At 61.8% G+C, this 11,982-nt stretch carries 11 protein-coding genes, 2 tRNA genes and 1 riboswitch; of the genes, 8 read left to right on the top strand and 5 right to left on the bottom strand.

Annotated features, from left to right (window positions below):
• Window positions 1-44: 44 nt before the first annotated feature.
• A tRNA-Glu gene (locus B3849_RS10560) sits at window positions 45-119 on the top strand.
• Between the two features lie 115 nt (window positions 120-234).
• Entirely contained in the window at window positions 235-564 is a 330-nt protein-coding gene (locus B3849_RS10555; protein ID WP_286780105.1) for a zinc-binding dehydrogenase, read from the top strand.
• Window positions 565-619: 55 nt separating this feature from the next.
• Here the strand turns inward: B3849_RS10555 and B3849_RS10550 are convergent, their stop codons facing one another.
• Window positions 620-1,516 carry an AraC family transcriptional regulator gene (locus B3849_RS10550; protein ID WP_278425317.1) on the bottom strand — a complete coding sequence of 299 codons (897 nt, stop codon included), beginning with the start codon at window positions 1,514-1,516 and terminating at the stop codon, window positions 620-622.
• Between the two features lie 167 nt (window positions 1,517-1,683).
• Between B3849_RS10550 and B3849_RS10545 the strand changes: the two genes are divergently transcribed.
• From B3849_RS10545 to B3849_RS10520, 6 genes are all read left to right on the top strand, one after another.
• Complete coding sequence (locus tag B3849_RS10545) at window positions 1,684-2,631, top strand: SDR family oxidoreductase (protein ID WP_278425316.1); 948 nt, start codon at window positions 1,684-1,686, stop codon at window positions 2,629-2,631.
• A gap of 184 nt (window positions 2,632-2,815) precedes the next feature.
• Window positions 2,816-2,890, top strand: a tRNA-Glu gene (locus B3849_RS10540).
• A gap of 122 nt (window positions 2,891-3,012) precedes the next feature.
• Window positions 3,013-3,211: riboswitch (cobalamin riboswitch) on the top strand.
• A 144-nt stretch (window positions 3,212-3,355) separates the two neighbouring features.
• Complete coding sequence (locus B3849_RS10535; protein WP_278425315.1) at window positions 3,356-4,372, top strand: ABC transporter substrate-binding protein; 1,017 nt, start codon at window positions 3,356-3,358, stop codon at window positions 4,370-4,372.
• A 20-nt stretch (window positions 4,373-4,392) separates the two neighbouring features.
• Entirely contained in the window at window positions 4,393-5,421 is a 1,029-nt protein-coding gene (locus tag B3849_RS10530; protein ID WP_278425324.1) for a FecCD family ABC transporter permease, read from the top strand.
• A complete protein-coding gene (locus B3849_RS10525) occupies window positions 5,418-6,185 on the top strand; it encodes an ABC transporter ATP-binding protein (protein WP_237278837.1) in 768 nt (255 codons plus the stop codon). The genes B3849_RS10530 and B3849_RS10525 overlap by 4 nt, the downstream gene beginning before the upstream one ends.
• Before the next feature lie 104 nt (window positions 6,186-6,289).
• Window positions 6,290-7,807 (top strand): catalase, encoded by a 1,518-nt coding sequence (locus tag B3849_RS10520; RefSeq protein ID WP_278425314.1) that lies wholly within the window; start codon window positions 6,290-6,292, stop codon window positions 7,805-7,807.
• A 73-nt stretch (window positions 7,808-7,880) separates the two neighbouring features.
• Here the strand turns inward: B3849_RS10520 and panC are convergent, their stop codons facing one another.
• The 4 genes from panC to choV all read right to left on the bottom strand — a co-directional run bounded on the left by panC (window position 7,881) and on the right by choV (window position 11,980).
• Complete coding sequence (gene panC / locus B3849_RS10515; RefSeq protein WP_243251694.1) at window positions 7,881-8,726, bottom strand: pantoate--beta-alanine ligase; 846 nt, start codon at window positions 8,724-8,726, stop codon at window positions 7,881-7,883.
• Window positions 8,723-9,550 carry a 3-methyl-2-oxobutanoate hydroxymethyltransferase gene (gene panB, locus B3849_RS10510; protein WP_278425313.1) on the bottom strand — a complete coding sequence of 276 codons (828 nt, stop codon included), beginning with the start codon at window positions 9,548-9,550 and terminating at the stop codon, window positions 8,723-8,725. Before panB ends, panC begins: the two co-directional genes overlap by 4 nt.
• A gap of 157 nt (window positions 9,551-9,707) precedes the next feature.
• Window positions 9,708-10,505, bottom strand: a complete 798-nt coding sequence (locus B3849_RS10505; protein ID WP_286780104.1) for a DMT family transporter — start codon at window positions 10,503-10,505, stop codon at window positions 9,708-9,710.
• Window positions 10,506-10,951: 446 nt separating this feature from the next.
• Window positions 10,952-11,980: a choline ABC transporter ATP-binding protein gene (choV, locus tag B3849_RS10500; protein WP_235208498.1), complete on the bottom strand. Its 1,029-nt coding sequence runs from the start codon at window positions 11,978-11,980 to the stop codon at window positions 10,952-10,954.
• Window positions 11,981-11,982: the final 2 nt, after the last annotated feature.

The raw sequence follows: 11,982 nt of genomic DNA, 5'->3' as shown, positions 1-11,982 counted from the left end.
CGCGCCTGCGCTGCATTCCTTAGAGAAGCGCTCACAAGCTAAGTGGCCCGTTCGTCTATCGGTTAGGACGTCAGGTTTTCAACCTGAAAAGAGGGGTTCGACTCCCCTACGGGCTGCCACTTGTACCCTTACCCGACATTCTGAAGACACTGCGCCATGATCTTGGGCGAGATGTGTTTGCCATTGTTTCTGCGCTGTTTGATCTCGCGCGGCTGGCTGGACGGCTAAGCCCTGATGTCTTTGACGGCGGTTTGCGGCTCGCCTATTATATCCATGATCAGAAAACTGAGCTCAAAATCAGGTCAATTACATAAATCACGGCAGTCTTCAGGTGGGCATCAGACACACCCGAGGATGACCGCCATGAAAGCTAAGCCCCTTACCGCCTACGGTGACGACGCTTCGTTCGAAGCTGCCGAGCTGACCAAACTGGCAGAGATTGTGGACGCAGGGGCGCTGGAGCCCTTGCTTGATGGCCAGAGGGTCGACCTTGATACGGTGGGCGGGGCCTATGACCGCCTGACCAGCGGGCAGGCCATCGGCAAGGTGGTTGTAGACGTCTGATCATAGCACCAGACTTGTGAAAAGGGGCTGCCAACGCACGGGCGATGGCAGCCCCTTATTGGCCCATTTCAACCGGAAACTGCTGGGCATCCCCCCATTGGCGCGGGGATTGCCCGTACATCCGCCTGAATTCGCGACTGAATTGCGACGGGCTGACGTATCCCACATCGACCGCCGCTTCGTTCACGGACATGCCGCCTGCGATCTTCATCGCCGCATTGTTGAGCCGCATGGATTTGACAAACTGGATCGGGGCCATCGTCGTCACCTGCTTGAACTTGCGGTGAAAGGCGGCGCGGCTCATCCCGGCGCGGGACGCCATATCATCAATAGAGATCGGCGCGTCCAGGTGAGAGGATACATGCGCGATCGACCGTGCAATCGCATTGCCCGCGCCGAAGGCCTGTCTGGCAAAGCGCCCTGCCTCGCCCTTCAGGATCGCGTAGTAAAGCTCGCGCAGCCGTGCCTCGCCAAGGATCGCCGTATCCGCCGGATTGCCACCCAATTGCAGCAAACGCAGCAGCGCGTCGGCAAAGACATCATCCCATGCGGCCAGCCTGATCCCCTGCGCGCGTAAACCGCCTTTGACCTCGGGAATCACATTGCCGGTATTTTCCATCTCCATCGACAGTTCTGTCATCATCCGCTTATCGAGCGAAATGATAGCCCCGTAGAGCGGGCTTTCGGCAGAGGCGGTCGGCGTGCCGGCCTTCACCGGCATCGACATCGGGCAGCACATATATCGGCTGTCGTCATAGATGTACCTGTGCCCGTCCAGCACGGCCTCTTTCGCCCCGCTGACGATAGCAATAACGCTGGGTTCATAGACCGCCGGCACGCACGGAATCGCCTGCGTGGCCCGAAACAGGCGCACCCCGTCAATGCCGGTTCCCGTCAGCCCCTCTTGGGTCGCGTTGTTCCGGATTAGCTGTCTGATCTGGTCTTTGCTCATGAGGGCAATCTACTGCGTCACATTAGCCTTTCGCAAGCGCGTGATACAATCAGGCAAGTATTCGCGACGATCTCGCCTGTTTTGAGAGACAGCCGAGAGCTATTTACCCTTCAACACCAAACACAGCGCGCATCGCTGCCGCGCTGACATCGAAAAGGAACATGACGATGAAGGACACGACTTTCGGACCCAAAGGCTGGACACCTGATCGCCTTGGATCGCTCAAGGGGAAAACATATCTCATCACCGGCACGACGGCCGGTGCGGGCTTTCAGGCCACGCGCATCCTGCTGTCCAAGGGGGCAAAAGTCGTCATGCTGAACCGCAACGCCGACAAATCCATCGCCGCGGTCAAAACGCTCAAGGACACGTTCGGTCCCAACGCCGAGGTGAGCTTTGTGCGGATGGATCTGTCAGATCTGGCCAGCGTGCGCGCCGCGGCGGAGGAGGTACAACGCACCGTTCCCCGGATTGACGCGCTGATCTGCAACGCAGCCATCGCTCAGGTGCCGACACAGCAGCTGACCGTTGACGGGTTCGAAAGCCAGCTTGGCACCAACCACTATGGGCACTTCCTGCTGTGCGGAATGCTGTTTGATCGCATTCAGGAAAGCGCGGGCCGCATCGTCGTGGTGTCCAGCCTCGGGTACAACATGGGGATCAAGACGATCCAGTTTGACGATATGAACTGGGACAAGAACTATAGCGCCAACGCGGTCTACAGCCAAAGCAAGCTGGCGCAGATGATGTTTGCCTATGAGCTTCAGGACCGGCTGAAAGCCACCGACAGCCGCGTTGAGGTATACGTCTGCCACCCCGGCGCGTCGGCGACCTCGCTGATCAGCACAAGCGGCGGGCTTTTCACACGGGTCACCTGGTGGATGATGAGCAAGACGCCAATGGTGCAATCCGCCGAAAAAGGCGCGTATCCCGAGGTCATGTGCGCGACCGAAGACGGGTTGGCGCAGCGCGCGCTTTATGGCCCGACCGGATGGCTGCAAACCGGAGGGCCCGTTGGCAAAGGCACGCTGAACCCCCATGCCTACGACAAACCCGTGATGGAAAAACTCTGGACCGTCTCCGAAAAAGCGACAGGTTTTCACTGGGAAATCTAAGGGAAACGCGCGCCCGCATCCCGAGCGCGGCGCGCGTTTCACACGGCGATTCCCCCTCGCCATACGCCCCTTGGAATACGGCATCAGAAGATGTGATTTTTTTGCTGTATTTCCCCGCTTTCTCATGCGGCTTGCACTTGTGCCCGCCGATGGCTTTGCCTAAAGAAGCGCTCACAAGTTAAGTGGCCCGTTCGTCTATCGGTTAGGACGTCAGGTTTTCAACCTGAAAAGAGGGGTTCGACTCCCCTACGGGCTGCCACTTGGTTTTCCATCCGTTTGTTATTTGCCTCTCGCCCGTTCTGCGGACCCGTGGCCCGCGTTATTTGCCTTTGCCCCGCGATGACGACCGCAAAAACGCAACTTGACGGGTGGGCGGACAACTGTCATCGAAACCGGGTCGGTTTCCTTCGGGAAATAATAGGGAATTCGCCATCCGCGCTTTGGTGTGGATGAACCGGAACTGCCCCCGCAACTGTAGACGGTGAGCTACCTCCATCATGCCACTGGGCCTCAAGGTCCGGGAAGGCGGGGACAGCCGCGATCCGTCAGTCAGGAGACCTGCCGACACTGAACCTGAAACACCGGGCGGGGTTGCTCGGGAGAGGATGATGATGGGACCGGATCTTACCACACGCGCAGACCGAAATGCGCCCGCGCGCCATTTGGCCGGCCCCTTCTCTTTCTATTCAAAGACCCCGGCATCGGACCAACCGGAGCCCTTGATATGAAAACATTTTTTTCCAGCCTGACCCTGATTGCGAGCCTTGCGGCCAGCACCGCGCTTGGCGCAGAGACAGACTATCCGCTGACCATCGACAACTGCGGCCATACGCTCAGCTTTGACGCGGCACCCCAGACCACTGTGACCATCGGACAATCCACGACAGAGATCCTGTATCTGCTGGGTCAGCAGGACCGGATCGCGGGAACCTCTGTCTGGTTCAGCCCCGTTTTGCCAGAGTTCAAAGAGACAAACGATGCGATTGAACGGCTGGCGGATAACGATCCCAGCTTTGAAAGCGTGTTGGGCAAACGCCCTGATCTGGTCACCGTGATGTATGAATGGCACGTCGGCCCCGAAGGTATGGTCGGCACCCGCGACAGCTTTCACGAGGTGGGCGTGCCGACCTATGTGATGCCCACCGATTGCGCGGCCAAGGATAACTCTGTCGGCGCGGACGGCACGCGATCCGAACTGTTCACGACCCAGCAGTTGTATACCAGCATCGAAGAGCTCGCCCTCATCTACAACGCGCAAGACGCTGGTGCCACGCTGCTTGCAGACCTGCAATCGCGCGAGGCAAAGGCGGTCGAGAAAGCCAAATCGCTGAACCTGCCGCAAGGCACCTCGGCGCTGTTCTGGTTCTCGTCCTCCGAGATGGCGGCGGACCCTTATGTGGCAGGTCAACAGGGTGTGCCCGCCTATATGATGGACAAGCTTGGCGTTGAAAACGTCGTGACCTCGGCCGAGGAATGGCCGCTGGTCGGATGGGAGACTCTGGCGAAATCCGACCCGACTTTCATCGTGCTCGCCAAAATGGACCGCCGCCGCTTCCCTGCGGATGACATCGAGAAAAAGCGCGCCTTCCTGATGAACGATCCCGTCGCCCGCGAGATGACCGCGGTGAAAGAGGGCCGCATCATCACCATGGACGCCCATGCGATGGACCCGACCGTGCGTGCGATCTATGCGCTGGAAACGATGGCTGACGCGCTGTCCGGTTTCGATCTGGCCGAATGACCGCAATCGACCGCTCTGTGATGCGCAGGCCGCAGTGGCACTGGTGGGTGATCATCCCGCCGGTGCTGCTGGCCGCATTGCTGTTTGGTGCGGCCATCGGCGAGGTCTCTATCCCGCCGCTGGTGGTGCTGAAGGTGCTGGCCAACAAGGCGCTGAACGCGGGCTATGCGGTCGACAAGATCGACGAGGGCATCGTGTGGAACTACCGCATGGCGCGGGCCGTGGTGGCGATGTGCTGCGGCGCCGGTCTGGCGCTGTCGGGCGTCGTGTTGCAAGCACTGCTGCGCAATGCGCTGGCGGATCCCTATCTGCTGGGCATCTCTGCGGGGGCGTCCACAGGCGCTGTTGCGGTAACCATCCTCGGGCTGGGGGGTGGTGCCATCTCGCTGTCTATCGGTGCGTTCAGCGGGGCGCTGGTGGCTTTCGCTTTTGTCGCCTTGCTGGCGCAGGCGGCGGGCGGCGGTGTGGGCCTGCGGGCCGCGGGCGTGATCGTGCTGGCCGGTATTGCGGGCAGCCAGATGTTCAACGCCCTGACCGCGCTGATGATCACGAAATCGGCCAATGCCGAACAGGCCCGTGCTATCATGTTCTGGCTTTTGGGGAATATGTCGGGCGTGCGCTGGCCCGATGTCCTAAGCGCCCTGCCCGCGGCGGTGATCGGGCTGCTGGCCTGTCTGTGGCACGCCCGCGCGCTGGATGCCTTTACCTTCGGCAGCGACAGCGCCGCGTCCTTGGGCATTCCGGTGCGCCGCGTGCAGCTGCTGCTGATCGGCACGGCGGCGCTGGTCACGGCGGTGATGGTCTCGGTGGTGGGTGCGATCGGCTTTGTCGGGCTGGTGATTCCCCATGCCATGCGCATCGTCGTGGGGCATCGTCATGCGATCCTTGTGCCTGCTTCCGCACTGGCGGGGGCGGTGTTTCTGGTCTTTGCCGATGTGATTTCGCGGGTGATTGTACCGGGCCAAGTGCTGCCCATCGGCGTGGTGACCGCTTTGGTCGGCGCGCCGGTCTTTGCACTGATCCTGATTGGCAAAAGGACGTCGCCATGATTCTGTCCTGTCACGAACTGGGCTGGCGGGTGCGCAACCGCGCCATCGTCGATGACGTGTCCCTGTCCTTGCGTCCGGGCGAAAAGCTGGGGCTGATCGGGCCGAACGGGTCGGGCAAATCCACGTTGCTGCATATGCTTGCCGGTATTCAGAAACCCTCGCGCGGGCGGGTCGAGCTGGACGGCGCACCGCTTGCGAAGATGCGCCAGCGCGACATTGCACAGCGGCTGGCGCTGGTCGAACAACACGCCGATACCGCAGATCGCATCACCGTGCGCCATGCCGTTGAACTGGGCCGCACCCCGTGGTTGTCCGCCCTGCGCGGGTGGAGCGCAGGGGACGACGCCATCGTCACGCAGGCGCTGGCGGATGTGGATCTGTCGGGCTTTGGCGACCGCCACTGGCATACGCTGTCGGGCGGTGAACAACAGCGCGTTCATATCGCCCGTGCACTGGCCCAAAGGCCGCAAGTGCTGCTGCTGGACGAGCCGACGAACCATCTGGATATCCGCCACCAGCTGTCGATCCTCGAGCTGATCCAGCGCTTGCCGACAACGGCGATCATCGCCCTGCACGACTTGAACCAAGCCACGCTCTGCGACCGGATCTGCGTCTTGCAAGATGGCAAGCTACGCGCCATCGGCACCCCCTCCGAGATCATGACAGAAACCCTCCTGCGCGAGGTCTTTGGCGTCTGCGGGCATTTCCTTGTCGATCCGGCGGATAACGCGCAGGTGATCCGCTTTCACACGGCGACCCATTAAGCGCGCCAAGCGGCCACAGTTCTATTCAACTCCTTACACATTTGGACGGGAACCATCCGTCACGCTACAGGTTTTGCCTGTGGACCCTGAAGGAGTAGCTACAGATGACCGACAAGAAGCAAACCCCTCCCACAACCACAGACGCCGGCATTCGCGTTCAAAGCGATGAACATTCGCTGACCGTTGGCCCCGATGGCCCGATCGTGCTGAATGACCACTATCTGCTGGAACAGATGGCGAATTTTAACCGTGAACGTATTCCAGAACGCCAGCCCCACGCCAAAGGCTCGGGTGCCTTTGGCACCTTCGAGACGACGCAAGACGTGTCGAAATACACGATGGCGAATATCTTCCAGCCCGGCGCGAAATGCGATGTGGTGATGCGGTTTTCAACCGTGGCAGGCGAACGTGGCAGCCCCGATACATGGCGCGACCCGCGCGGCTTCTCGATCAAGATGTACACCGACGAAGGCATCTTTGACATGGTCGGCAACAACACCCCGATCTTCTTTGTCCGCGATCCGATCAAGTTCCAGCAGTTCATCCGCAGCCAGAAACGCCGTGCGGATAACAACATGCGCGACCACGATATGCAGTGGGATTTCTGGACGCTCTCGCCCGAAAGCGCGCATCAGGTGACCTATCTCATGGGCGACCGTGGCATTCCGAAAAACTGGCGCGAGATGAACGGGTATTCCAGCCACACCTATTCGCTGGTCAATGCCGAGGGTGAAAAATTCTGGGTCAAGTTCCACTTCCACACCGATCAGGGCGACGGCAATGCCTACCTTAGCCAGGACGAAGCCGACAAGCTGGCGGGGACCAACGGCGACTACCACCGCGCCGATCTGTTCAACAACATCCGCGACGGGAACTACCCCAGCTGGACGCTCAAGTGGCAGATCATGCCTTACGAGGATGCCAAGACCTATCGCATCAACCCGTTTGATCTGACCAAGGTCTGGCCGCACGAGGACTACCCGCTGATCGAGGTCGGCAAGCTGACCCTGAACCGCAACCCCACCGATTTCCATACAGAGATCGAACAGGCCGCGTTCGAGCCGAACAATATGGTGCCGGGCGTCGGTCTGTCGCCAGACAAGATGCTGTTGGCACGGGGCTTTTCCTACGCGGACGCGCACCGCGCGCGGCTGGGTGTCAACTACAAGCAGATTCCGGTCAACAAACCCGTCTCGCCGACCCATAGCTATTCAAAAGATGGTGCGGGGCGGACTGAAAAAGTGTCTGATCCGGTATATGCGCCCAACTCATATGGTGGGCCCTCCGCGCAGCCGCATCAGCATGAAGCGGGCCTGTGGTATTCCGATGGCGACATGGTGCGTCAGGCCTATACCCTGCGCCCCGATGACGATGATTGGAGCCAGGCCGGCAAGCTCGTCCGCGAGGTGATGGACGCCGATGCCCGCGCGCGTCTGGTGTCGAACGTGGTGGGGCACCTGTGCGACGGTGTCAGCGAAAAGGTGCTCGTCCGTGCCTTTGAATACTGGCGCAATATCGACAAAGACACCGGCGACAAGATCGAGGCCAGTGTGCGCGAGAAGCTGGGCGGGGAATCCAAAGCCCCCGGCATGGCCTCTGCCCTCAGCATCGGCGGCAAGTAACGCCGACCCATTTCAAGCCAAACGATCAGCGGGGCCTTAGCGGGCCCCGCTTTTTTGCATATTTCAGAGCGATTTAACCCACGGCGATATTGTCGATCAGCCGCACACCGGCCAGCCACGCGGCGGCCAACAGACGTGCGGGGCGGTCGGGCGTGGTCATCAGCTCCAACTGGTCAGCAGATCGCAGGTCAAGGTATTCCACCTGCGTAAAGCCCGCACGTTCCACCCGCGACACTGCCGCCGCGCGGAGCGTTTCGAGATCGCCACCGGCAAGCAGCCCCTCTGACATCTCCTCCATCGCGCGGTGAAGTTCGGGGGCCCAGGTGCGGGCGCGATCCGACAGCAGCAGGTTGCGCGAGGACATCGCCAGACCGTCTTCCTCGCGGATGGTGGGGCAGCCGATCACCTCTATCGGCAGGTCCAGATCACGCGCCAGACGGGTCACCACCTGAAGCTGCTGATAATCCTTTTCGCCAAAGAACGCCTTGTCCGCCTGGGTCTGGGTAAAGAGCTTGGTCACGATGGTCGCAACCCCGTCGAAATGCCCTGCCCGATGCGCCCCGCACAGCCCTTGGGTGATACCTTCGACCGACACAGTTGTCGCGAAACCATTGGGGTACATCTGTTCCCCATCGGGCACATAGACGACATCCGCCTTCAGCGCGATCAGCTTGCGCGCGTCCTCTTCCTCGGTGCGGGGGTAGTTCTTGTAGTCCTCAGGGTTGTTGAATTGTTTGGGGTTGATGAAGATCGTCACGATCACACGGTCGCACGCCTCTTTTGCGGCCCGGACGAGGCTCAGATGTCCCTGATGCAGCGCGCCCATGGTCGGCACCACGGCGACGCTTTCGCCCGCGGCTTTCCATCCGGCGACCTTGCTGCGCAGCTCAACGAGCGTGCGGATAATTTCGGGTGTCATGTTTTGGAAACCTCGTCAGAAAATACATGCTCGGGTCCGGGGAAGGATCGCGCCGTGACCTCGTCGGCATAGGCCTGCACCGCGGCCTTTGCGTCATCGCCCAGATGGGCATAGCGTTTTACGAATTTCGCCTTGAAGGCGGTGAACAGCCCCAGCATGTCATCGACCACCAGAATTTGCCCGTCGCATTGCGCTGACGCACCGATGCCGATGGTGGGAATGGCGACCGTTTCAGTGATCTGGTCCGCCAAAGCCTGCGGCACTTTCTCAAGCACCACGGCAAAGGCCCCTGCCCGCGCCACCGCCTGCGCATCGGCCATAAGCTGCGTAGCGGCCGCACCGCGCCCCTGCACCTTATACCCGCCAAGCGTGTGAATCGACTGCGGCGTCAGGCCGATATGCGCCATCACCGGAATGCCGCGTTTGGTCAGGAAGGCGATGGTGTCTTCCATCACCTCACCCCCTTCAAGCTTGACCGCACCGGCGCCGGTTTCGCGCATCAAGCGTGCCGCGTTCTCAAAGGCTTGGGCAGGGCTTTGCTCGTAGCTGCCGAAGGGCATATCGATCACCAGCATCGACTGGGTCAGCCCGCGCCGCACCGCTTGACCGTGCAGGATCATCATCTCCATCGTGACCTCAAGCGTCGAGGGCAGCCCGTGCAGCACCATCCCCACTGAATCGCCCACAAGCACGAAATCGCAGATGCCATCCATCACTTGCGCCATCGGCGTGGTATAGGCGGTCAGGCTCACCAGCGGAGCCCCCCCTTTGCGGGCCAGAATATCCGTCGGCATGGGGGCGGTCTTGCGGGCTGTGGCGCTCATCTGTGGCGGTCCTTTTTGGTAAGGTCGTCATTGCAATCTATCGGGGCCATGGCGGGGCATGGGGCGGCTTGGCGATGCTTCTAGACTAAAACGCCGCGATGTAGGTAGCAAAAGCGCAAGAATTTTACCCATGTCGCTGCGTCAGTCGAATCCGATACTACTTGGGCGGGATCGGGGCCACCGGCTGCGCGCCCCGCCCCGTGGGCACCGTCAGCACCAGCAGGCAAAGCACAACCAGCCCCACGCCCGCCCAGCCAAGGGGGGGCAAGCGTTCGCCCACCACGACAACGGCCAGCAGTGCTGCGACCACCGGCTCGATCAGCGTCAGGGTCGTGGCGGTACTCGCCCGCACCCGCGACAGCCCGTAGCCGAAACAGATATAGCCCAGAAACATCGGCACAAACGCCATATAAAGCCCGACCGCCGCGTTCCCCCACGAGGCCAGCAGCGGGCCGCCGGTCGCCAACAGCACAGGCATCAGCATCAGCCCGCCCAGTCCAAAGGTGGCACCCATGGCCACCGAAGACCGCAGGCCGCGCAGCATCATCGCGCGCGCCGTCCAGCTATAAAGCGCATAGGTAAACCCGCCGAGCAGCCCCAGCACGACCCCAAGCGGCACATTGGTGCCCCCCACGGCCCCATGCCCGCCCTCGGCCAGACAGATCAGCACCATGCCCGCCACGCCCGCCAGCGCGCCAAGGCTCCACCGAAGGGTCAGCAAGGAACGCTCCATCACATATTCGATCAGCGCGGCAAACAGGGGCGCTGTGCCGATGGTGACGACGGTCCCGATGGTCACCCCCGCCAACCGCATGGAGCCATAGAACGCCAGCGGATAGATCATCACCGCAAAGGCCCCGAGCAGCAGCAACCCGCGCTGCTGCCAAAGCTGCGCACGCGCTTGGGTGATGCCCCGCAGCGCCAGCAGCGCCTGCCCGATGCCGCCGATCCCCATCGCCGCGGCNNCAGGTATTCGATCAGCGCCGAGAGCAGCGGGGCGGAGCCGATGGTGATGACCGTGCCCACCGTCACCCCCGCCAGCCGCATCGCGCCGTAAAAGGCCAGCGGATAGACCGCCACCGCCACTGCGCCGATGACCAGCAGAAGGCGCTGCTGCCAGAGCCGCGCACGCTGGTTCAGGATGCCCCGCCCGGCCCAAAGGGCCTGCGCGATCCCGCCCAGACCCATGGCCGCAGCACCAATGGCGGCAGCGCTGACCCCGGGGGCGAAGGTCGCGGCGGTGCCGGTGGTGCCCCAGACAATGCCTGCAAAAAGCACACCTGCCACGCCAAGCGCATTGCTCTGGCGGCCCGAGCTTTCCTGATCCGTCATCCTGTCATCCCCTGCGCTGCGCGGTCCTGTGGCGTAGTGATGACCCGCCAAGCGCCTGAGGTCAAAGCATCATTCGGACTGCAAGCGCGATACGATACTGCCTGCGGTCACGGTGCCGATCGTCTCTCCGTCCTCGACCACGGGGATCGCCTGCGCATCATCGCCGATTTTGCCAATCAGCTCGGCCACCGGCGTCTCGGCGGCGACGGCCCCGTCCGATGTCGCGGCGGGCGGGCCCATCACATCGCGGGCCGTCAGCACACCAAGCGGGTTCATATTGGCCACGAATTCCGCCACATAGTCCGACGCGGGGTTCGAAAAAATCTCGCGCGGGGTGCCGCATTGCACAATGCGCCCGCCCTCCATAATCGCGATGCGCCCGCCCAGTTTGAAGGCTTCGTCCAGATCATGGCTGACGAAGATGATCGTCCGTTTCAATTCGCGCTGCAGATCAAGCAGCTCGTCCTGCAGCCGGGTGCGGATCAGCGGATCAAGAGCCGAGAAAGGCTCGTCCATCAGCAGGATCGGGGCTTCGGTGGCAAAGGCGCGAGCCAGCCCCACGCGTTGCTGCATCCCGCCCGACAGTTCGCTGACCTTGCGGTCAGCCCAATCGGCCAGACCGACGAGCTTGAGCTGCGCCTCTGCCCGTTCAAGCCGTTCGCGTTTGGGGACATCGGCCAGTTCCAGCCCAAGCGCCACGTTGTCGCGCACCGTGCGCCACGGCAGCAATCCGAACTGCTGGAACACCATCGACACACATTCGCGGCGCACGCGGCGCAGATCAGCGGCAGAGCTGGCGGTGACGTCGCAGCTCCAGTCGCCATCATGTACCCGCACCGATCCACGCACCAACGGGTTCAACCCGTTGACCGCGCGCAGCAAGGTGGATTTGCCAGAGCCGGACAAGCCCATCAGCACAAGGATCTCGCCCTGTTTGACGTCAAGCGTGCAGTTATGCACCCCGAGGATCTGGCCTGTCTCGGCCTCGATTTCGGCGCGGTCTTGTCCGGCATCCATCAAGGGCAGCGCCTTGGCCGGTTTCGGGCCAAAGACGATGGACACATTGTCGAATTCGACGGCGTTTGCGGGGTTGGTCATTT

The sequence above is a fragment of the Sulfitobacter sp. UBA4523 genome, from assembly GCF_002388305.1.
GTDB lineage: Bacteria > Pseudomonadota > Alphaproteobacteria > Rhodobacterales > Rhodobacteraceae > Sulfitobacter > Sulfitobacter pontiacus.
The sequence above is the reverse complement of the archived record's forward strand: the minus strand, read 5'-3'. Positions and strand labels throughout refer to the sequence as shown.